Here is a 19,625-nt window from a genome sequence, read left to right as displayed (position 1 = left end):
AAGAAGTTGAAATGCGTACAAAAATGCGGTGGGGTGAGAGGTTTCCTACAGTCCGAAGCGCCTCTGGAGATCACCCAGCTGCCCCGGCATCCGCGGTACGCCGCTCTGCCCGTGCGCACCCTGCCCGTGCGCACCCTGCCCGGGCACGCCCTGCGCGTTGCCCGTGGCCGCGCCGGCGCCCACGGTCCCGACCGCCTGCTCCGGCATCAGCAGCTCCGAGGACTGGAGCAGCACCGTACCCGCCCCCACGAACTCGAACTGGTGCTCCTCGCCCGAGGAGCCCCCGACGCCCGTCAGCGAGCGCAGGCCGCCGATCACGCCCGCCATGTACCCGTGGTCGTAGTGGTGGCAGGGGGACGGGCAGTCCGCCCACCCCACCAGCGCCTGCGGGTCCACGCGCAGCGGCGGCTCCATGAACACCACCGGACCGCTGGAGGCCGCCACGAACTTCCCGGTCCCGATCAGGGTGAGGAAGCCCGGGACGATCGACTGCTTCAGCGCGAGCGAGGGCTGGTAGGCGAGCAGGTTGCCCGACCGGATGGTCAGGTTGCCGTTGTCCAGATCGTACGAGTTCACGTCGAAGGCCCGGTCGGCCAGCAGCATCTTGCCCTGGCCCTCGGCCACCACCCAGTCGCTCGCGTGCAGCGGCGAGTGGAAGCTGGTGCGCAGCAGCCGGTCGAACCGGCCGTGGCCGATGCCGTTGAACTCGATGCGCCCGTAGTAGGCGATCATCTTGCCCTTCTGCAGGAACCACTGGCTCCCCTTGAGCTCCACGCAGAAGGTGTAGGCGTTGACGTTGTCGTCGGACGGCAGGGTGTACGGGTCGAAGACGGTCGGACCTCCCGGTCCGCCGGTCACGGGACCAAAGTTCACCGGGTCTCTCCCAGGGTGCTCCGGGCTTCAGCCCGGGGAGGAATGGGTCCCGCCATCGTAGGTGCGGATCGTCGGAGTTCTGCTTGCATCTGCCGTGACCTGCGCTTTCTGGCGTTGTCAGTGGGCTGGTCCAGGTTGGTCGCGTGACGGCATCTCAAAAGGCGGAGGAAGTCGGGCATGCCCGATTCACCTACCGGCTTCGTGTGTCGTCGACCGCGCTCGCCAAGTTGATGGGTGAGTGGAAGTGGTGCCGGTGGGTCTGGAACGAATGCTGCGCTCGGTCGAAGAAGGCCCACGCCGAGAAGGGCAGGCTGCCGACGAGGCAGCGGGCCGGGATGCCCAAGTTCAAGAAGCAGCACCAGGCCGACCCGACGCTCAACTACACCCGGCGCGGATTCCGGATCAAGGACGATCGCTTGCACCTGGCGGCCGGCATCGTTCTGAGGGTGGTGTGGTCCCGCCGCCTCCCGGCGGATCCGTCGTCGGTGCGGATCTACCGTGACAGCCTCGGCCACTGGTACGCCTCCTTCGTCGTCCCAGCCGAAGTGCAGCCGCTTCCGGAAACGGGTGCGGTGATCGGGATCGACTGGGGTGTGAGGGAGACCGCGACCACCACCAGTGATGCCCATGACCTCCCGCACCCCGAACGCGGGAAGAAAGCGGCTGCCGGGCTTGCCCGCTATGAGCGGATGGTGGCGCGCCGTAGACCGGCGAGGGGCAAGCCCGGGTCGAGGGGCTACCACGCGGCGAAGAGGCTGACCGCGGAGCTGCACAGGAAGGTGGCCCGGCAGCGGCAGGACATCGGCCGCAAGTGGGCTAAAACCGTGGTCCGCGACCACGACGTCCTGGCGGTTGAGGACTTCCGCCCGAAGTTCCCTGCCAAGTCGACCATGGCCCGTAAGGCCGCCGACGCGGCGATCGGTTCGACCAAGCACGAGCTGATCGTCATGGCGCGCAAGCACGGGCGCGTCGTGCACCTTGTCCATCCCGCGCACACCACCATGGACTGCGCGCAGTGCGGAGCGAGAACCAAGCACGCACTACCTCTCTCTGAACGTACATACACCTGCATCGCGTGTGGAGCCGTGTCCGCCAGGGACAAGAACTCCGCGCGCGTGATGCTGGTCCGGGCTGGTCTCAACCCGGCTGGTGCTGATCGTGTAAGAGCTGACGGGCCGCTGGTCCGTAGCCAGCGTGAGCCAGGAATCCCCGCCCGTCAGGGCGGGGAGGATTCAAAGCTTCTCCTCCGAGGCCTGTACGTACACCGCGCCCTGGCCGGACAGCTCCAGCTGGAACGCCTCGCCCGAGCCGCGGCCGACCATGTCCCGCCAGCCCAGCGCCGTGGACAGCTTGTTGCGGACCTCGCCGTGGTGGGCGACGTACGCCTGCGGGTCCACGTGGATCGGGCGGTTCGGGTGGATCGGCAGCTCGATGACCCCGCCGTGGGCCATCACGGCCACCGAGCCGTGGCCCTTGAGGGTGGTGGTGAACAGGCCCTGGCCGGTCACCTGGCCGCGGACCATGCCCATGACCCCGCCCTGCGCGCCCATGAACATCGTGCCCTGCTGCAGGGTGCCGTCGAAGGCGAGCAGCCGGTCGGCCTCCACGTAGAGCGTCTCGCCGGTGAGGCTGATGACCTGGATGTGGTGGCCGCCGTGGCCGAACATCACGGTGCCGCTGCCCTCGACCTCCATCAGCGGGGTCTGCTCGTTCGCCACCCGGCGCCCGATCATGCCCATCACGCCGCCCTGGCCGCCGGTCAGGCTCGGGGTGAAGGAGACCTCGCCGCGGTAGGCGAGCATCGCGCCGCGCTGGCTGTACATCTTCTGCCCCGGTACGACCTGGGCCTCGACCATCTTCGAGTTGATCTCGCGGAACGGCATCAGACGTCGCCCCCGATGGTGTTGCGCTCGCTGGGCTGCACGTAGACCAGGCCCTCGCCCTCGAAGCGGATCTGGAACGCCTCGCCGGAGCCCTCGCCGATCAGCGTGCGGAAGTTCACACCGGACTGGAAGGACTGCTGGAGGTTGCCGGTGTGCGCGATGTACGCCCCCGGGTCCACGGAGAGCGGGTACTGGGCGCTGACGCGCAGCACCACCGCCGGGCCGTCGGACACGATCGCCGCCTGCCCGCTGCCCTCGACGGTGGTGGTGAACAGGCCGTTGCCCGTGCTCGCACCCCGCAGGCCGGTGAAGGTGGTGCCGGTGCGCAGGCCCGCATCGGTGCACAGCAGGTTGCTGGACTCGACGTACAGCTTCTCGCCGCGCAGATTGACCAGATTGATCTCGCTCGCCCGGTCGGCGAAGAAGCAGGTGCCGTGCCCCTGCACTTCCATCACGGTCATCTGCTCGCCGGTGAGCCGCCGGGTCACCATTCCGCGGAGGCCTTCGCCGCCGCCCGTCATCTTCTTGAAGGCCATCTGGCCGTCGTACGCGACCATGGCGCCGTTTTTCGCTTTCACGGCGTCCCCGGTCAGGTCGACGGCGAGCACCTTGCTGCCTTGGAGTCGGAACTGAGCCACGGGAAGACGTTATCCGCAGCGGGCGGCACCGAACAGGGCCCGTTGGCCGATATCCGCCGGGCCGGGCCCCGCGCCAAGATCACCCGGGGCGGCTGAGACACTGGGACGGACCCCCGGCATCCATCCCGAAGGTTCCACGTGGACATCAAGACCGCTTCCGCCCTGCACCGGCTGCGCCTCATCTCCGTACCGGAGGCGCTCTCGTTCCCGGCGCTGCTGATCTTCGGCTCGGTGCTGAGCCGGATCTCGGACATCGACTACCTGATGATGCCGCTCGGCGTCATCCACGGGATCCTGTTCGTCATCTACGGCGTCTTCCTGCTGGACGTCTGGTTCAAGGCGAAGTGGCCCCTGAAGAAGGTCGTGCTGTTCTTCCTGCTGGCGCTGGTCCCCTTCGGCGGGCTCTACGGCGACCGCCTGCTCAAGCGCGACGAATCGGCCGGCGTGCTCGCCGCCCGCGCCCGTGAGGCGGCCCGCGCATGATGATCGCGTTCTCGGTGACCCCGCTGGGCGTCGGCGAGGAGGTCGGCGAGTACGTGGCCGACGCCGCCCGCGTCGTCCGTGAATCGGGGCTGCCGAACCGCACGGACGCCATGTTCACCACCATCGAGGGCGAACGAGCATACCTCTGAGTACATGGGGGAGCCCCGCCACACGGAGCCGAGTCCGTAGGCGGGGCTTTTGCGCTCAGACCCGGGTCAGGTTGTCCGGCGTATCGAGCCACGCACGGTCGCCGCTGCTATCGACGGTCAGCCCGAAGCGATCGAAGTCCGGGCGGCCCTGCTCCTCCCACCATCGGTATGCGGCTTCCGTCTCATCCCAGAGCCGACGCGGACCCGACTGGACAACGAGGTACTCACTCGCCCCGGGCACGTAGTCGATGGACGCCCACGACTGCGTGTCATCGCTGTAGAACCACACGACGTAGGAACCATCGTCGTAGTTCTCGACGGACCAGAACGTCCCCGGTACCCGCAGGCTGATCGCGAACTGTTCGACCCACCCGTCGATGTCGGCCGGGGAAAGCGTCGTGGTGCTCCTGACGCCGCCTGCGGGCCACTCCCGGCCCTTGAGGTACGCGTCATGCTGCGCCCGGTCGGCACGCTGCTGCCGTAGGCGCATGAAGGCGCTGGAGCGGGTGAAGTGTCCGCTCGCCGTACCGTCGCCCACGACAAGCCGGGCGATGGCTTCACCGCCGTACCCGGTTCCCCACGGGGCCACGATGATCCCGCCGGCCACGGTCTGCTGGACCCACGCGTAGGGGACCTCCCCGATCGAGCATGTGGCAATCACCCGGTCGTACGGGGCCCCCTCGGGGTAGCCGAGCCGTCCGTCTCCCACGATGACCAGAGGAGACAGCCCAGCGTCCCGAAGGTTGCTGATCGCGCCGTTGGCGACCTCTGGGTCGTACTCGATCGAGACGACGTTCTCGGAGCCGAGACGGAAGGACATGAGACCCGCATTCCACCCCGTCCCGGCTCCGATCTCCATGGCCTTGTGCGGCTTGTGGACGTCTGCGTCCCCCAGCATTCCAAAGACCATGCGGGGCTGAGAGTTGGAGCTAGTAGGAGTACGTCCTACGTCGTCGCCAGTGTGATTGCCGTCGTCCCACTGAGTCGTCAGGGGGATGTCGGAGTACACGGCGGTGAGCCACGCATCAGGGTCCGTGTCTCGGTCCACCAAGGCGTTCTGCCGAGTACCTGCTGCGATGCCCGGCCAGATGCGTGCGGGTACGAACATGTCCCGGGGGACTGCCTTGAAGGCATGCAGCCAGTCTGATGTCAGCGCGCCCGAAGCAACGAGCGCAGAGGCGAGCCCCGAAGGGCCCACCTCCTCTTTGCGCTTGGTCATTAGCCTCTACTTCTTCGCGGGGCCGGAGCCGTCGGACGAGTTGCCGCCACTGCCAGTGTCGGTGCCGCCGCCGCCGTGCCCCTTGCCGCTGCTGCCGTCGTCCTGCTGGCTGCCGCCCTGGCCTGATCCGGTGCCACCGCCGTGCTTGGGCATGCTGTGCTCCCTTGTGGAGTAGTGACTGCTGGTTGAATACCCACCCCGTGAGGAGTGGGGGCTTGCCCGCCCCTACCAGGGGCCTTGCGCCATGGGGAATGCGAGTTGGCCAACCCGGCAGGGACGGAATCTAGGGCGGGCTAGTACGGCACTGGGCGCACTCGCAGGGCGGGTACTCGACTCCGAAGCCGTCCCAGTAGCCGAGGGCGCGGAACCGGGCTCGGTCGGCTGCGGAGCGGTGAATGACCGGGCCCTGGCGGTTCGACCGAATCACGCGGGTCTCACCGGTCCGGGCGAACAGCTCGTAGTCCCCGGGAGCCAGCCGAACGATCACCACGCGCGTGGTCCGGAGGGTCATCCGGGAACGGCTGGACATGCCGCCCGAGCCGGGAGGGAACGGCGGGGGCGGCTTACGCATCGCCTCCTCGGCAGCGATCTCCCGAAGAGCGCAGCGGACTTCCCGGGCTTGCTCAGCCGGGATCACGCGCCCCACCCCTTGGCCACGATGCAGGCGACGATGCCAATCCATGCGACCGCACCGAGGGTTACGGCTAACGCGCTCCGCCGGCTGGGGAGTACGTGGTCCTGGTGCTCGTTGTCGTCGGTCACTGGGCACGCTCCACCACGGCGACTTCCGAGAACTCTCTTAGGAACACCATGTGGCCGGTGCGGCCCGTGTGCTGAATGCACATGTCGGTGCAGACATCCGTGTTCCCGGTCGGCTCGGCGGTCCAGTTGCAGTCAGGGTTCAGGCACCGCGCCGTTGCGGTCGTCTCGGCGGACGGATGCCGCCGCATGACGTACGTGATGTAGCGCATCACCGAGATCACGCTCATGCCGCGTCCCGGCGGTGCGGGTGGTTGCGGAGCTCCTCGTTCTGCACCGCCACGGAGCACGGGTCATCGGCTTCCCGAGAGATCTCACGGGCCGTGGCCAGCGCAAGGCACATCCCGCATCCGGGTACGGGGACCGGTTCGAGCGGGTCGGTTCGTGCTGCCTCTTGCTGTGCTGCCGTCGCCATGCCGCACCCCTTTGAGTAACCCGCCGGATGCTCGATGCTCTCGCCGGATAGGAGTGATCCACAGGGACGTAACGTCCTACTCTCGCAACGCTATTGATCCACTCCAAGGAACTCGGCGAGCTTGCGCAGACCGACAGGCCGCACGGGCCCCGCCCACAGATCACTCACGATGGCTACCGCCAGGGTGTGGTGCCGCATCCAGCCCGGGGCAACTCGCCTGAGCGCTTCCAGAGCCTTCACCGCACCCTCCGCGTCGCCCACATCGGTATGGGCGCGCGCCACATCCAAGAGCAGCCACGTACGCCACGACGGAGGCGTGTCCGGAGATAGGCGCATGCCTTTGGACAGCTTCAACGCCTCTTCCGGACGCTCATGCTGGACGGCTAGACGTACGCGTTCGATGCGGACCGATGAGCGGCTGAACACGGAGACGAGCTTGCCGTCTACCGGGGGCGGCAGCTTGGCAAGGCGGTCCGCCGCTTTCTCAGCGGTGACCATCATGTCGTTGGCGGTCTCGTAGTCGTCGCTCCGTGCGTACGACGTGGCGGCAGACATCAGCAGTGCGCCCCACACGCGGACACCTTCGGACGTATCCGTGTGCTCCCGCTCCACCCCGTCCGCAGCGTGCACGGCCAGATTCCGCGCGTCATCCAATCGGGCTTGCCGCTGATAGGCCCACGCAACCGAGTTCGACACCATCGGGGCAAGCAACGGGTCCGACGAGTCCCCGGCAGCACCGTAGGCGCGCTCCAGCGCCGAGAGAGCGAGGTCCGTCTTGCCTAGCCGGATGGCCAGATGTCCGCCGAGTTGCAGCGCTTTGCCCAGCGCCGCTTGGCCGGCTGCCCTCTGCTCCGGATTCCCCACCGCAGCGAGTAGCCGCGCGTCCGCGATGATGCCCGGCAGGACGTCCATGAGACGGCCGAACTCCGCCGAGTGGTACAGCGTCCACCCTTCGGCCAGTTCCGTCCTCAGAAGCGGCAGGGAGAGCCGCTCGACGCCCGCAGGATCGACAGGCGGAGCGAACATCGGGGGCATGATGGCGCGCCGGACGGCTACGAGTTGGGGCGGGTCGGCTTCACCGCTCGACGGGACGCCTGGCGGGTCCCCCAGTAGGGCAGTCAGCTCCACGCCGAGCCCCTTGGCGAGCGAATGCAGCGTCGGCAACCGTGCGCTGTGCTTCCGATGCTGCTCAAGCTTCCGGATCACGTCCACGGACACGCCGGACCGTCCGGCAAGACCCTCTTGCGTCAGGTCAGCGAACCGGCGCAGCCTCGCCATGCGGTCGCCCAGGTGCTCAGTAGCCATGCCCCGAAGCTACGCCCAAACATCACGTCGGTGGCAGTGACCCGGAAACCCGTACAAGGGCCGAAGCGCCATCACGTTCCGGTCCCTGATCAGGGCGCTTCGGGGGCGTTGCGCACCCCTTAAACTGGTCGTTCTCGCGCCGCCTTACGGCCGTTTCGCCAGGTTGGCGGAGCGCAGGGGCAGGAAAACGAGATTGCACGCAGGGCGCGCCTTCCGAGCTGTGGCCAGGGTCGCCAGAAGGGTTTCGCCTGAACTTTGATCACACCCTGCCCCCATGGCCGGACAGACGAAAGACCGCCTGCCAGCGTGGACAGACGGCCTTTCAGGTTGTTTCGGGTCACTCAGTGTCGGACAGCGCCCGGTACAGCGTCGCGCGGGACACCTTGAGCGCTTTGGCAATGGCCGTGACGCTCTCGCCCTGAGCCTTGCGAGCCTTGGCGGCAGCGAGCTTGTCAGCGTCCATCACCGCCGGACGCCCACCCACACGCCCCTGAGCCCTGGCAGCGTCCAGACCCGCACGCGTCCGGTCCTTGATCAGGCTCCGCTCGAACTCCGCCATGGCGCCCACCACCTGAAGCATCAGGCGACCGTCAGGCGTGTTCGGATCGATGCTCGCCAGCGCCCCCGTCAGCACCTTGAACCCGACCCCACGGACAGCGAGAGCGTCCACCATGTTCACCAGGTCGATCAGCGAGCGAGCGAACCGGTCCAGCTTCCACACGCACAGCGTGTCCCCGGGGCGCACGTAGTCGAGTACGGCTGCAAGCTCAGGGCGGTCCGTGTTCTTGCCACTCGCCTTGTCCGTGAAGACCCGCGCGCACCCCGCTGCGGCAAGCGCGTCATGCTGCAACTGAGCTTCCTGGTCATCCGTGCTGACCCGTGCGTAACCGATGAGGTGTCCCGTGGGCGCGTTCATGACCACATCGTCTCAGAACTCGTCTCACAACACCATGGGTTTCCGGCAGGTTTTGAGACGAGTTTTGAACGTCAATCCGGGCCCTTGGGGGCGTCGGCTGGGCCGTCTCGTAAACCATCGTTTCTGCGACACTTTTCACTCGTCACGCTGCGCCACGACTCCCCGATGTCCGCAACTGCCAGACCCGTACGGACCGGGGAGGGCAGACACCTGACGGTGGCTCGGGCTGCCCTTGGGGGCCATCCCCCTGCCTACGCCACCTCACTCGCCCACGTCGACGCCTCGGTGCACCAGGGTTGGAAGTGCCGAACCAACTGCCTTTTTCACTTTCTCTCTTACGCGTTTAGTAGAAAATGAAAACAGGGTGAGGTGGCGCACTTTGGCACACTCTGGCGACAGGGGGTAGCGAAGTGAGTGCTTCTGTGACGTTATGCAGCCAACGTCGCCACGAGGTTCCCTTCGGGCTTCCTGCATAGCCGTCGACGGGGGACGATGCATCAGGCGACGAGTGGCGGAATGGCGTGACTTCCACGGCGTCAGGAAGCTGAACGGCCCGCCACCGGGTTTCCCCAGCAACGGGCCGTGACAGGCGCTCAGACGACTACAGGCGACTTTCCTGCCATGCGATGTCGTTCAAGAGGTCCTGCCGGATCTCCGGCGTCAGGCGGGCGGACCTGGGGGTCGGTTCTTCGGACTCATCCCGGTCGATGGCGTCAAGCGCGGCTTGTGCGGCGTCCTCTTCGTCAGGCCCCCACTTAACCGACAGGCGGTCTGCCGCCTCGCGTGGGTGAAGGGTCACGCGAAGATTGAGGAGAGTGAGCAGACGCCTACGTCCTGCCGTGTCCTCGGCCTCCCATGCCTGCCCCATCGTGCGCCCGGTCGGCACCGAGACCTCTCGGGGATCCGGGTCGTGTGCGGCCAGCAGACGGGCGTACGCGGCTTCCAGCTCCTTCGCTTTGCGCTCAAGGGTTGGCATCATCAGCACGCCAGCGGTGGCCATGCGATCAGCCACTCGGTCGGCTTGTTCCTGAAGCTCTTCCATGTCCGCCGACAGGTCGTTGCCGCCCTCAAGGTGAACCAGGACTTCCCGCATTTTCCCGAACACGGTCAGGAAGTCGCCCTCTACCCGCTGGTCGAGAGTCTCCGCGTAGATGGTGGTGTGGCCCGCCTTGCAGCGGTAGAGGGGGATGCCTTTGTCCGACGTGCCACCGTTCAGCTTGCAGCCCCGGTAGCACGTCGCCATGTCGGAGCACATCGGCGTCGCACGTCGCGGGGCGCGATCCTTGCCCGTGGCCAGGGCGTTCATTCGATCCCGCGCCGCTTTCAACTCCGCAGCCGACAGGATCGGGTCAGCGAACTGAACCGGCGTGACGCCATCGGCCGCCGTGATCAGCTTCCCCTTGTGGGCTCGCTGGCCGCGCAGTGTCGGGGCTTTCAGTAGCCGTCGCCACTGAGGTTCGCTGACTCCGACGATCCTGGCGGTGCCGGCTACCGTTCCGCCGTTCACCAGGGTGGTTACGGCGTCCCGGATGGCCGATGCTTGCTCGGGGTCCACCTCAAGGTAGGCGGCGTCGTCACGTCGCACGATCCGGTATCCGCGAGGAGCGCGCCCCGATGCCCATCGACCTTGTTGGCGACGGGTGGCGTGGCCTTCCGTGATGCGGTCTTTGATCATCTCCCGTTCCCACTCGGCCAGCGCCGCGAGGACCACGGCCACCATGCGACCGGTGGGGGTGAGTGTGTTGATCGTGCCGTCAGTGGTGGCGATCTTCACGCCGTAGTGCTCGCCCCATGCGATGAGCCGGAGGAACTCGGACACGCTGCGCGCGTATCGGTCCAGCTTCCACGCGATGACGAGATCGGGGCGAGCGGCCATGAGAGCGCTCATCTGCTCGCGCGCCTCAAGCGGTTTGGCGCCGGAGACCCCGGCGTCCGGGTACTCCACGGCGTCGTCGGGGTCGTACCCGTTCGCCACCAGCCACCGCTGGGCCGCCTGGCGTTGCGTTTCCAGAGATGCGGAGTCGTCCGACTCTCGCGACAACCGCAGGTAAATGGCAATGCGCATGCCTGAATCCCCTCCCACCCCATAAACGGGACCTCCATGTTGTCAGAGGTGCCCTCTCTTGGGGGAGTGGGACGAGGTGATGGACGTGGTCAAGCGCGCGGTGGCCGCGGTGGAGGCGCGCGCGCCCCGGGTCTCCTTCATCCTCAAGGCCGACATCCGCCCCGGCGTCACGGACGGCATGACGTCCAAGGTGGAAACGGTGGAACGCCACCTCGCCGGGGGCTGAGCCACCCGCGAGCCCCTCGCTCCCGCGCGGCCCCTCGGTTCTCCGGAGATCGTTCCGGTGGATTCGAGGGGCTTCGTCGTGTCCGGGGCCGATCCGGGGCCAATATTTCGTACTGATCGGTACAACTTTCGCATGTATGTACGATCGCCGGGCCCGGCACGCATCAGCAGAAGGACGCCCCGTGACCTACCCGCCGCCGTACCCTCACCCGCATGCGCCCTCACGGCATTGGTGGCACCATCCGGCAGTGATCATCACCCTGCTCGTCGTCTTTCCGCCCGGTGGCATCGCCCTCGCGTGGACCAGCGGCTGGAGCAAGGGCAAGAAGATCACCGCCACCGTCCTCGCCGGCCTCTGGTTCTTCACCCCCTTCCTGGGCGATCCGCCGGAGAAGACCGGGACCGACGCGAAGCCGCAGGCCGCGGTGACCCAGGAGGCCGCTGCCCTACCCGTACCCTCGGCAACCGCGACGCCCTCGCCTTCGGCGACCGTGATACCCGCGCCTTCGGCGACCGCGGCCCCGGCTTACCCGAAGATGCCGAAGGTCATCGGCCTCACCTTCGCCAAGGCGACCGAGACCCTCGAGCCGGTCGGGCTCCAGTCGGTGGTACCGGAGAGCGCGTACGCCGACGTCACGCTGCCTGCTGCCGCGGCCGGCTGGAAGGTCTGCTTCCAGGACCCGGCCGAGGGCAAGGAGATCCAGGCCCCGAAGACCACGAGCGCCCACCTCAAGGTCGTGGCACCCGGCACGGCCTGCCCGGCGGCGGCAGGCGCCCGGCTGCATCCGGACCCCGAACCCACACCTGAAGCGCCGGGTGACGGGGACGACTCGGGCAGCTCTTCCTCGGGCGGATCCTCCACCGGCGGTGGAGGCGGCAGCGTCTCCTACAAGAACTGCACCGCCGTTCGCGCCGCGGGAGCCGACCCGATCCGTAGCGGCGACCCCGGTTACGGCCGCCACCTGGACCGGGACGGCGACGGTGTGGCCTGCGAGTAGCGGGCTCGTGCCACGGTCGCCGAGGCCGGGGGCTGACCGGATCGCGGGACCCGTCGGATCACACGTCCCGTCGGCTCCCGCGTTCCGCCGGCTCACACGGCGTGGACGTGCACGTCGGGCGGATTGAGTACCGACAGGTACGCGGTGATGTCCTCGGGGTCGCTGGTGAAGATCACCGCACTGCCGTGCTTCGCGGCGGCCAGGGCCACGGCGGCGTCCACTGCATCCGGCCGTTTCTTCGGGGGGAGTTCGGCCTCCCCCAGGGCGGTGCCGACCCGCCGCCAGTCCGCCAGGTCGAACCCCGTCGCGCAGGCGATGCACTCCGGGCGGCCCGCCCTGGTCTCGCGCATCGGCGGGGCCGAAGTCCGTGCCTGTGGCACGGTGCAGTCCCTGAGCGTCGTGGCCAGCGCACGGACCAGTGCCGGTTGGGGGCGCCACGCCTGTGCCAGCACCGGCCCGAGGACGAGGGCCCGGTGCGGGGTCTCCTTCAGGGCTTCGTGCAGGTGGACCGCCTTGGCCTTGCGGTCGGCGAGAGCGATGAGCATCCCGGTGTCGTAGACGGGGACCCTGCCCACGCTCACGCGGCTTTTCCGGGACGCGCACCGGATCGATCCGCCCCGTAGACGAGACCGAGGGCCGCTTCGACCTCCCGCCGCTCCTGCTCCGTCAGTTCCGGGACGGCCGCGTCCGCCTGCGGTGCGTTCGCGGCCTCGGCTTCGGCCGCCGCGATCAAGGCGTCCACGTCGGCGAACTGCGCCTCTACGGCCTCGGTCTCGGCCATCTGCCGGGTCGCGGCGTGCACGAGGTACGCGGAGACGTCCAGGCCGGCGTGCTCGGCGTGCCGCCTGATGCGCTCGGCCTGCTCCTGCTCAAGGCTGATACTGATCCTGGTCTTGGCCACAGCCGTAGTGTATGACGCGTATTACGCCCCTGTCAGGCCTGGCAGACTTCGGAGCCATGACCCCTTCCGTGATCAAGCACGCCGTTCCGTACTACTCCCAGTGGGAGTCCGCCGCGCTGGTGCCGGAGTTCGTCGCGGGCGCCGACGCGGCTCGGGATCCCCTGTGGGCCGGGTCCGGCGCCGAGTCCCCCGAGGAGTACGCCTTCTGGGCGCCCCGCATGTGCGGGGTGGCCTGCCTGCGGATGGCGCTGGGCCGGCTGGGGGTCCCGGTGCCGCCCTCGGTGGAGCTGGTGAAGGAGCTCTGCGGGGCCGGGGCGTACGTGGTGGACGGGGACGCCGTGAAGGGGCTGATCTACCAGCCGTTCGCCGAGTACGTCACCGCCCGCTGGGGCCTGGACGCCCGCTCGGCGCCCGTACTGGACCACCGGACCGTCCGGGACACGCTCGCCGGGGGCGGTCTGGCGATGCTCTCGGTCCATTGGGCCGTCCGTACCCTGGTCCCCGCGGTGGAGGCCCGGGGAGGACACCTGGTGCTCGCCGTCGGGGCCACCGAGGACGCCGTCCTGGTGCACAATCCCTCCGGCTTCCCCGACGGTTCCCAGCAGTACGCGCCCGTCCCCTGGGCCGACCTGGACCGCTTCTACGCCGGACGCGGCATCCTGCTGGGCGGCCGGGCCGGCTGACGGGCGCGCCGGGCCCCCTCGTCGCCGCGTCCCGGTGTCATCACCCGTTCGGCCCCGTCCGCAAGGGCACGGAACGGAACCGCCCGGGTGGGTGCACCCAGTTCGACAGGCCGAGGCGTCTCCCCTTTCGTTGGGATACGTACCTCGGTTTCGAGCGCTGGAGGAACCGTGCGGCAGGAAGCCTTCGACTACGAGACCCACAGCCGGCTGGCCGGCCCCTGTGAGCAGCCGGATCCCGCCGTCGCCTACCGGGTGAGGTACCGCTCCCTGCTCGCGCGCGAGGACCTCCGGACCCGAATACGGGCCGTCGCGCTCATGACGCTCGCCCCCGTCGCCGCCACCGGGCTGCTGCTCTACCTCGTCTGGCCCACGCACCGGACCGTCCGGGAGGGCGGCGAGGACTGGCTGGTGCGGCTCGACGCCGTGATGCTCGGATCCGTCGCCCTGATCATGCTCTTCATGGTGGTCAACGTGGTCTCGATCGCCCACGCCACGATGGTCGCCCGGGACCCCGTCCCTGTCCCCGCCGAGCCCGGCACCCGCGTCGCCTTCCTCACCACCTACGTCCCCGGCAAGGAACCGCTCTCCATGGCGGCCGCCACCCTGCGCGGGGCCGTGGCCGTCCGCCACGACGGGCCGCTCGACGTCTGGCTCCTCGACGAGGGCGACGACCCCGGGGCCAAGGAGCTGTGCGCGGCGCTCGGCGTGCGCCACTTCACCCGCAGGGGCGTCGCCGAGTGGAACACGGCCGAGGGGGCCCACCGGGCGAAGACCAAGCACGGCAACTACAACTCCTGGCTGGCCCGGCACGGCGGGGACTACGACTACTTCGCCTCCGTGGACACCGACCACGTGCCGCTCCCGCAGTACCTGGAGCGGATGCTCGGCTTCTTCCGCGACCCCGACATCGCCTTCGTCGTCGGCCCGCAGGTCTACGGCAACTACACCACCCCGGTCACCAAGGCCGCCGAGTCCCAGCAGTACCTCTTCCACGCGCTGATCCAGCGCGCGGGGAACCGCTACGGCGCCCCCATGTTCGTCGGCACCAACAACGCCGTCCGGATCAGCGCGCTGCGGCAGGTCGGCGGGCTCTACGACTCCCTCACCGAGGACATGGCCACCGGCTTCGAGCTGCACCGGAGCAGGAACCCCGGCACCGGCAGGTTCTGGCGCTCCGTCTACACCCCCGACGTGCTCGCCGTGGGGGAGGGGCCGAGCACCTGGACCGACTTCTTCACGCAGCAGCTGCGCTGGTCGAGGGGGACGTACGAGACCCTTCTGCGGCAGTACTGGCGGGGCTGCTTCCGGATGCCCCCGGGCCGCTGGCTCAACTACACCCTGATGCTCGTCTACTACCCGATGACGGCGGTCAACTGGCTCCTCGGCGTCCTGAGCTGCGTGCTGTTCCTGTGGTTCGGAGCCTCCGGCACCCAGGTCTCCTCCGAGGTCTGGCTGATGCTCTACACCGACGCCGCCGCCCTCCAGGTCGGCCTGTACCTGTGGAACCGCCGCCACAACGTCTCGCCCCACGAGCCGGAGGGCTCCGGCGGCCTCGCCGGCATGGCGATGTCGGCCGTCTGTGCCCCCATCTACCTCATGTCGCTCGGCTCGGCGGTCCTGCGCACCCGGGGCCGTTTCATCGTCACCCCCAAGGGCGGCACCGCCAGTCCCGACCGGCCCGCGACCTTCCGCGTCCACCTCTTCTGGGCCGCCGTCCTCCTCGTCTCCCTCGCGGCCTCCGTGCGCTACGAGCACACCCACGCGGCCATGCGGGTCTGGGCGGTGCTCGCCCTGGCCGTCACCCTCGCCCCGCCGGCCGTATGGGCCGTGACGGAGCTGCGCGCCCGTACGGCCCGGGCCGCGCCCGGCGGGGGCCCCGAGCCGGGCGAGGAGCCGGAGCAGGCGTTCGCGACGACGGCGGGAGGGAGCTGAGCCATGGAGTACCGCCCTTCGAAGCAGTTCAAGAAGACGGCCCTGGGCGCCGGAGCCGCCGCCCTGCTGCTCGCGCTCAACGCGCCCGCCGCGCTCTCCTTCGCCGGGGACCGCTACCACTCGTACAAGATCGGGCAGGCCGGCTACCGGGTCCAGTACGGCTCGTGGGGGCTGGTCGGCCTCCCCGAGGGGTACCGGATCAACGCCATGCACGCGGCGCTGCTGCGCACCGGCAAGGTGCTGCTGATCGCCGGCTCCGGCAACGACCAGCGCAACTTCGACAGGGGCAGCTTCTCGACCGTCCTGTGGGACCCGCAGGACGACAGCTTCAAGAAGATCCCGACCCCGGAGGACTTCTTCTGCTCGGGCCACAGCCAACTCCCCGGCGGACAGCTCCTGGTGGCCGGCGGGACCGCACGCTACGAGGTGCTCGACGGGAAGGTCACCCGGGCCGGCGGCGGCATGCGGGTCAAGAACGAGAGCCCCGACAAGGCGGTCAGGCTGGCGAAGGGCACCGTCTTCCGGTCCCCCTCCGGCGTGGAGTACGTGTCGAAGTTCGCCGTCACCGTCCCCAAGGCCACCCGGACGTTCGAGATCGCCTACGGGCGCGGCGGGCAGATGATGCCGTGGAAGACGAAGGTGGTCGCGGCGGAGGCCCGGGTCTTCGTGGAGGCGGTCCGGGAGGGCGCCGCGGGGCTCACGACCCAGGCCGCCCAGTACACGGTGGCCGGGCTGACCGGCAAGGACGCCGCCGCCGTCTACGGGCTCGCGGAACGGCTCAGCGCCGACAAGCAGGACTTCCAGGGCATCAAGTCCGCCTACGAGTTCGACCCCGTCGCGGAGAAGTACGTACCGGTCGACCCGATGAGGGACGCCCGCTGGTATCCGACCCTCGTGGGGCTCCAGGACGGGCGGGTCCTCGCGGTGTCCGGGCTCAACGACGTGGGCGACGTCGTACCCGGCGACAACGAGTACTACGACCCGAAGACCAAGAAGTGGTCCAAGGGGCCCTTCCGCTACTTCCCGACCTACCCCGCCCTCTTCCTCACCCAGGGCGGCAAACTGCTCTACACCGGCTCGAACGCGGGCTACGGGCCCAAGGGCAAGGGGCGCGAGCCGGGCGTGTGGGATCTGGCGACGAACCAGTACCGGAAGATCGGCGGACTGGCCGACCCCGACCAGCTGGAGACCTCCTCGTCCGTACTGCTGGCCCCGGCGCAGGACCAGAAGGTGATGGTGCTCGGCGGCGGCGGAGTCGGCGAGTCCAGACTGTCCACGGACCGCACGGCCGTCGTCGACCTCAAGGCGGAGGTGCCGGTCTTCCGGTCGACGGCCCGGCTGCCGCAGGGCGTGCGCTACCTCAACAGCGTGCTGCTGCCCGACGACTCCCTCTTCACCACGGGCGGCTCCGCCGACTACCGGGGCCGGGGCGCCAGCGACATCCGCAAGGCGCAGTTCTACTACCCGCGCACCGACACCTTCGTGGCCGCCGCGGCCCCGACGGTCGGGCGCAACTACCACTCCGAGGCGCTGCTGCTGCCCGACGGGCGGGTGGCGACCTTCGGGTCCGACCCGCTCTTCGCGGACAAGGACAACACCAGGCTGGGCAGGTTCGAGCACCGGCTGGAGGTGTACAGCCCGCCGTACCTGCACCGGGACCCGGCGCTGCGGCCGGTGCTCGGGGAGGGGCCCGAGGAGGTGGAGCTCGGCGGCTCCGCCACCTTCCGGGCACCGGGGGCCGAGCGGATCGAGCGGGCCCGGCTGATGCGGCCGAGCGCGGTCACGCACACCACCGACGTGGAGCAGCGCTCGATCGAGCTCGGGCTGGAGAAGACGGCCGACGCGGTGACGGTCGCCGTGCCGGCGGACCCGACGCTGGTGCCGCCCGGCTGGTACATGCTGTTCGTGACGGACGCGGACGGGACCCCGTCGGTGGCGAAGTGGGTCCGGGTGCGGCCGGCCCCGGAGCCGGCACCGCCGGAGCCGCCGTCGGCGGCCTCGCGGGACGGCTGGCTGAACTAGGCCGTCTCCTCCGGATCTTGCCGGTCAGGCGGACAGGGCGCGGAACTGGCCGATCGCCGCGATCACGGGCGTCCCGACCTCGCCGACCGCGGTGGCGACCCGCAGGACGGTGTCGAGCGCCCGGCGCACGGCCCCGGGGCGGGCGGCCTCGCCCTCGCGGACGGTCTCCAGGGACGCGTCGATGTCGGCCAGGTCGTCCCCGGAGACCTGCCCGCGAAGGGCCTCGATGAGTCTGATCACGTCCTGGAGGGCCGGCGGCGCAGTTTGGGGCGAGTGATAGGTGTTCACGACTTTCCCTGTGACGTTGCTGCCGCCGGAGATGTTGATGTTGTCGCCGACGTGATGGACCCGGGGCTGCTCGTTGCCGATCATCCGGTCACCTCTTCCCTGTGACGTTGGTGCCGCCGGAGATGTCGATGTTGTCGCCGATGTGCCCGATGTGGTTCTGGACGTTGATCGCGAAGGCGGCGTTCGGATCGTCGATCGCGTCCATGATCTTGAGGACGAGGCCCTGTACCTCTGCGATGTCGAGGCTGACCAGGGCGGGGTGGGCGGCGCCGCCGGTCTCGATGACCAGGACGTAGTAGGTCTTGGTGCTCAGCACCGAGTACAGCCGTTTGGCCAGGATCGCGGCGATGGTCGCGGCGGCGACGCCCACGGCGGGCCCCGCGCCATCCGTGTCCTGGAAGGCGGTCACGCCCCCGGCGGTGACGAGCGCCAGGAGGATCATGAACCTCACGAAGGCCGAGATGGCCGCAGCGCGGGCGGGGGTCATGCTGAGCGCCCTGACCCGGGTGATGTTGGTGATGGGGAACGCGTCGGCGCCGACCCAGAGCACCCGTCGTGCGACGCGGACCTCGATGACCTCGTGCTCGGATATGACGGACCCCCCGGTGCCGTGTTCGTAGCGCACAGGATCCATCTCAACTCCCCGTAGGGCAAGGGGAATTCGGCCAATCTAGTCCGTGGAGCGGCGGGCCAGGCCCAGGGCGTAGTCCGGCCACCAGGTGCCGGCCGGCGGGCCGCCGCGGCAGGTGCCGTCGGATTCGCCGGGCCGCTTGACCCAGAGGTACGCGTCCACGAGCGGGTGACCCGTCCCGTCGGTCGGCGGGGTGCCCAGTGCCCGGCCCGGCGGGTTGCACCAGGCCTGGCCGCGGTCGCCCCGGAGGGGGCCGTCGCCGTTGCGGCTGGTGTCGATCACGAAGTGCTTGCCCTTGGTGGCTTTGGAGAGGGCGGCGCCGTACTCCCGGCCGGCCGCGCTGGGCTGGAAGTTGGAGACGTTGAGGGAGAAGCCGTCGGCGCGGTCGAGCCCCGCCTCGTAGAGGGGGTCGACCAGCTTCTTCGGATCCGGGATCCAGGCCGGGTTGCCGGCGTCCAGGTAGACCTTGGTGTTCTTGTTGCGCTTGAGCCGGTCGACGGCCTCGGAGAGCAGCCGCAGCCGCTCCTCCCGGCGGTCGGCCCCGGTGCAGCCGTCCACGAGGTGCGGGACCGCGTCCGGCTCCAGGACGACCAGGGCCTTCGCGTCGGCGATGTTGTCGGCGAAGGCGCCGATCCAGCTCCGGTACGCGGCGGCGTCCCGGGCGCCGCCCGCCGAGTGCTGCCCGCAGTCCCGGTACGGGATGTTGTACGCGACGAGGACCAGGGTGCGGCCGGCCGCGCGGGCGCCCGCCCGGGCCCGGCGGATCTCGGGGCCGGGGTCGCCGGCCGGGCCCCACAGGGCCATTGGCCGGTCGGCGATGCGGCGCAGCACCTGGGCGTCGCTGTTGCGGCCCTGTGCCTCCCAGGCGGCGACCTGGCGGGCGGCGTCGCTCTGCGGGTCCACCCAGAACGGGGACTCGTCGACGAGGCCGACTCCCGCGGGGCGGTGGGGCGGTGCGGACTCCGGCTGCGCGGCGGGGGTGGGGGTGCAAGCCGCTGTCGCGGCCAGGGCAAGGGTGAGGGCGGCCGTGAGGAGGGTGGCGGGGCGGCTGCGGCGTCTGCGGGGGGCTGGCATCCGGCTTCCTCGGGGCGAAGGGGCGGGCGGCTGCGGGCCGGGTCATCGTGACATGGGGGCAGGTGGGGCGGGGTGCGACAGCGCCGCGTGCGTACGGGTGCTGCTGTGGGGGCTTGGTCCCCTACCCTCCCCCAGACTCCGTCCGGGGGGACCCCCGGTTCGCCCG

At 69.4% G+C, this 19,625-nt stretch carries 20 protein-coding genes and 3 pseudogenes; 8 read left to right on the top strand and 15 right to left on the bottom strand.

All coding sequences use genetic code 11. The annotated features are described in order from the left end of the window. Window positions 1–45 precede the first annotated feature (45 nt). Complete coding sequence (locus AC061S_RS24505; RefSeq protein ID WP_478688102.1) at window positions 46–858, bottom strand: AIM24 family protein; 813 nt, start codon at window positions 856–858, stop codon at window positions 46–48. Between the two features lie 158 nt (window positions 859–1,016). Here AC061S_RS24505 and AC061S_RS24500 point away from each other — a divergent pair. Continuing rightward, a pseudogene (locus tag AC061S_RS24500) lies at window positions 1,017–2,060 on the top strand (RNA-guided endonuclease InsQ/TnpB family protein); the annotation flags it as partial. Between the two features lie 45 nt (window positions 2,061–2,105). Here AC061S_RS24500 and AC061S_RS24495 read toward each other — a convergent pair. After that, window positions 2,106–2,756: an AIM24 family protein gene (locus AC061S_RS24495; RefSeq protein ID WP_250744760.1), complete on the bottom strand. Its 651-nt coding sequence runs from the start codon at window positions 2,754–2,756 to the stop codon at window positions 2,106–2,108. After that, on the bottom strand, window positions 2,756–3,394 hold the full coding sequence (locus AC061S_RS24490) for an AIM24 family protein (protein ID WP_478688064.1): 639 nt from the start codon (window positions 3,392–3,394) through the stop codon (window positions 2,756–2,758). Before AC061S_RS24490 ends, AC061S_RS24495 begins: the two co-directional genes overlap by 1 nt. Before the next feature lie 138 nt (window positions 3,395–3,532). On the opposite strand from AC061S_RS24490, the gene AC061S_RS24485 reads away from it, so the two are divergent. Together AC061S_RS24485 and AC061S_RS24480 are read left to right on the top strand one after the other, a co-directional pair. Then, entirely contained in the window at window positions 3,533–3,877 is a 345-nt protein-coding gene (locus AC061S_RS24485; protein ID WP_422524762.1) for a DUF3817 domain-containing protein, read from the top strand. Beyond that, a pseudogene (locus AC061S_RS24480) lies at window positions 3,874–4,011 on the top strand (thiamine-binding protein); the annotation flags it as partial. The gene AC061S_RS24485 and the pseudogene AC061S_RS24480, both read left to right, overlap by 4 nt. 70 nt (window positions 4,012–4,081) lie before the next feature. On the opposite strand, the gene AC061S_RS24475 reads toward AC061S_RS24480, so the two are convergent. From AC061S_RS24475 to AC061S_RS24445, 7 genes are all read right to left on the bottom strand, one after another. Then, window positions 4,082–5,245, bottom strand: a complete 1,164-nt coding sequence (locus AC061S_RS24475) for a methyltransferase domain-containing protein (RefSeq protein ID WP_478688063.1) — start codon at window positions 5,243–5,245, stop codon at window positions 4,082–4,084. Between the two features lie 6 nt (window positions 5,246–5,251). Next, on the bottom strand, window positions 5,252–5,398 hold the full coding sequence (locus AC061S_RS24470; RefSeq protein WP_330299914.1) for a hypothetical protein: 147 nt from the start codon (window positions 5,396–5,398) through the stop codon (window positions 5,252–5,254). Window positions 5,399–5,528: 130 nt separating this feature from the next. Next, complete coding sequence (locus tag AC061S_RS24465) at window positions 5,529–5,816, bottom strand: hypothetical protein (protein ID WP_478688062.1); 288 nt, start codon at window positions 5,814–5,816, stop codon at window positions 5,529–5,531. 187 nt (window positions 5,817–6,003) lie between these two features. Further along, the gene (locus tag AC061S_RS24460) at window positions 6,004–6,234 is read right to left on the bottom strand and encodes a DUF7848 domain-containing protein (protein WP_478688061.1); all 231 of its coding nucleotides are present in this window, start codon (window positions 6,232–6,234) and stop codon (window positions 6,004–6,006) included. A gap of 275 nt (window positions 6,235–6,509) precedes the next feature. Beyond that, window positions 6,510–7,724, bottom strand: a complete 1,215-nt coding sequence (locus AC061S_RS24455) for a helix-turn-helix domain-containing protein (protein WP_478688060.1) — start codon at window positions 7,722–7,724, stop codon at window positions 6,510–6,512. Window positions 7,725–8,061: 337 nt separating this feature from the next. Continuing rightward, window positions 8,062–8,640 carry a recombinase family protein gene (locus AC061S_RS24450; RefSeq protein WP_478688059.1) on the bottom strand — a complete coding sequence of 193 codons (579 nt, stop codon included), beginning with the start codon at window positions 8,638–8,640 and terminating at the stop codon, window positions 8,062–8,064. 601 nt (window positions 8,641–9,241) lie between these two features. Next, a complete protein-coding gene (locus AC061S_RS24445) occupies window positions 9,242–10,705 on the bottom strand; it encodes a recombinase family protein (RefSeq protein ID WP_478688058.1) in 1,464 nt (487 codons plus the stop codon). Between the two features lie 61 nt (window positions 10,706–10,766). Here AC061S_RS24445 and AC061S_RS24440 point away from each other — a divergent pair. Both AC061S_RS24440 and AC061S_RS24435 read left to right on the top strand, forming a co-directional pair. Continuing rightward, window positions 10,767–10,931: pseudogene (locus AC061S_RS24440) on the top strand (thiamine-binding protein); the annotation flags it as partial. A 247-nt stretch (window positions 10,932–11,178) separates the two neighbouring features. Next, on the top strand, window positions 11,179–11,928 hold the full coding sequence (locus AC061S_RS24435; RefSeq protein ID WP_478688057.1) for an excalibur calcium-binding domain-containing protein: 750 nt from the start codon (window positions 11,179–11,181) through the stop codon (window positions 11,926–11,928). Between the two features lie 92 nt (window positions 11,929–12,020). Here the strand turns inward: AC061S_RS24435 and AC061S_RS24430 are convergent, their stop codons facing one another. Together AC061S_RS24430 and AC061S_RS24425 are read right to left on the bottom strand one after the other, a co-directional pair. After that, window positions 12,021–12,509, bottom strand: a complete 489-nt coding sequence (locus AC061S_RS24430; protein WP_478688056.1) for a hypothetical protein — start codon at window positions 12,507–12,509, stop codon at window positions 12,021–12,023. Continuing rightward, a complete protein-coding gene (locus AC061S_RS24425; protein ID WP_478688055.1) occupies window positions 12,506–12,829 on the bottom strand; it encodes a hypothetical protein in 324 nt (107 codons plus the stop codon). The genes AC061S_RS24430 and AC061S_RS24425 overlap by 4 nt, the downstream gene beginning before the upstream one ends. A gap of 56 nt (window positions 12,830–12,885) precedes the next feature. Here AC061S_RS24425 and AC061S_RS24420 point away from each other — a divergent pair, with 56 nt between their 5' ends. The 3 genes from AC061S_RS24420 to glxA all read left to right on the top strand — a co-directional run bounded on the left by AC061S_RS24420 (window position 12,886) and on the right by glxA (window position 17,466). Beyond that, window positions 12,886–13,512 (top strand): C39 family peptidase, encoded by a 627-nt coding sequence (locus tag AC061S_RS24420; protein ID WP_478688054.1) that lies wholly within the window; start codon window positions 12,886–12,888, stop codon window positions 13,510–13,512. A gap of 168 nt (window positions 13,513–13,680) precedes the next feature. Continuing rightward, the gene (locus tag AC061S_RS24415) at window positions 13,681–15,444 is read left to right on the top strand and encodes a glycosyltransferase family 2 protein (RefSeq protein ID WP_478688053.1); all 1,764 of its coding nucleotides are present in this window, start codon (window positions 13,681–13,683) and stop codon (window positions 15,442–15,444) included. Between the two features lie 3 nt (window positions 15,445–15,447). Next, entirely contained in the window at window positions 15,448–17,466 is a 2,019-nt protein-coding gene (glxA, locus tag AC061S_RS24410) for a radical copper oxidase GlxA (protein ID WP_478688052.1), read from the top strand. A 24-nt stretch (window positions 17,467–17,490) separates the two neighbouring features. Here glxA and AC061S_RS24405 read toward each other — a convergent pair whose 3' ends face one another. The 3 genes from AC061S_RS24405 to AC061S_RS24395 are packed head-to-tail and all read right to left on the bottom strand — an operon-like array spanning window position 17,491 to window position 19,459. After that, window positions 17,491–17,838 (bottom strand): hypothetical protein, encoded by a 348-nt coding sequence (locus AC061S_RS24405; protein ID WP_478688051.1) that lies wholly within the window; start codon window positions 17,836–17,838, stop codon window positions 17,491–17,493. A 4-nt stretch (window positions 17,839–17,842) separates the two neighbouring features. Further along, window positions 17,843–18,388: a DUF6232 family protein gene (locus AC061S_RS24400; protein ID WP_478688050.1), complete on the bottom strand. Its 546-nt coding sequence runs from the start codon at window positions 18,386–18,388 to the stop codon at window positions 17,843–17,845. Between the two features lie 36 nt (window positions 18,389–18,424). Next, on the bottom strand, window positions 18,425–19,459 hold the full coding sequence (locus AC061S_RS24395) for a glycoside hydrolase family 6 protein (RefSeq protein WP_478688049.1): 1,035 nt from the start codon (window positions 19,457–19,459) through the stop codon (window positions 18,425–18,427). Between the last annotated feature and the right edge of the window lie 166 nt (window positions 19,460–19,625).

Source organism: Streptomyces sp. CA189 (assembly GCF_056428985.1).
The sequence above is the reverse complement of the archived record's forward strand: the minus strand, read 5'-3'. Positions and strand labels throughout refer to the sequence as shown.

Bases quoted from the DNA above. Each gene is read 5' to 3' on its own strand.
- AC061S_RS24495 (WP_250744760.1), bottom strand. From the start codon at position 2,756: ATGCCGTTCCGCGAGATCAACTCGAAGATGGTCGAGGCCCAGGTCGTA.
- AC061S_RS24475 (WP_478688063.1), bottom strand. From the start codon at position 5,245: ATGACCAAGCGCAAAGAGGAGGTGGGCCCTTCGGGGCTCGCCTCTGCG.
- AC061S_RS24470 (WP_330299914.1), bottom strand. From the start codon at position 5,398: ATGCCCAAGCACGGCGGTGGCACCGGATCAGGCCAGGGCGGCAGCCAG.
- AC061S_RS24465 (WP_478688062.1), bottom strand. From the start codon at position 5,816: ATGCGTAAGCCGCCCCCGCCGTTCCCTCCCGGCTCGGGCGGCATGTCC.
- AC061S_RS24460 (WP_478688061.1), bottom strand. From the start codon at position 6,234: ATGAGCGTGATCTCGGTGATGCGCTACATCACGTACGTCATGCGGCGG.
- AC061S_RS24455 (WP_478688060.1), bottom strand. From the start codon at position 7,724: ATGGCTACTGAGCACCTGGGCGACCGCATGGCGAGGCTGCGCCGGTTC.
- AC061S_RS24450 (WP_478688059.1), bottom strand. From the start codon at position 8,640: ATGAACGCGCCCACGGGACACCTCATCGGTTACGCACGGGTCAGCACG.
- AC061S_RS24445 (WP_478688058.1), bottom strand. From the start codon at position 10,705: ATGCGCATTGCCATTTACCTGCGGTTGTCGCGAGAGTCGGACGACTCC.
- AC061S_RS24420 (WP_478688054.1), top strand. From the start codon at position 12,886: ATGACCCCTTCCGTGATCAAGCACGCCGTTCCGTACTACTCCCAGTGG.
- glxA (WP_478688052.1), top strand. From the start codon at position 15,448: ATGGAGTACCGCCCTTCGAAGCAGTTCAAGAAGACGGCCCTGGGCGCC.
- AC061S_RS24405 (WP_478688051.1), bottom strand. From the start codon at position 17,838: ATGATCGGCAACGAGCAGCCCCGGGTCCATCACGTCGGCGACAACATC.
- AC061S_RS24400 (WP_478688050.1), bottom strand. From the start codon at position 18,388: ATGGATCCTGTGCGCTACGAACACGGCACCGGGGGGTCCGTCATATCC.
- AC061S_RS24395 (WP_478688049.1), bottom strand. From the start codon at position 19,459: ATGCCAGCCCCCCGCAGACGCCGCAGCCGCCCCGCCACCCTCCTCACG.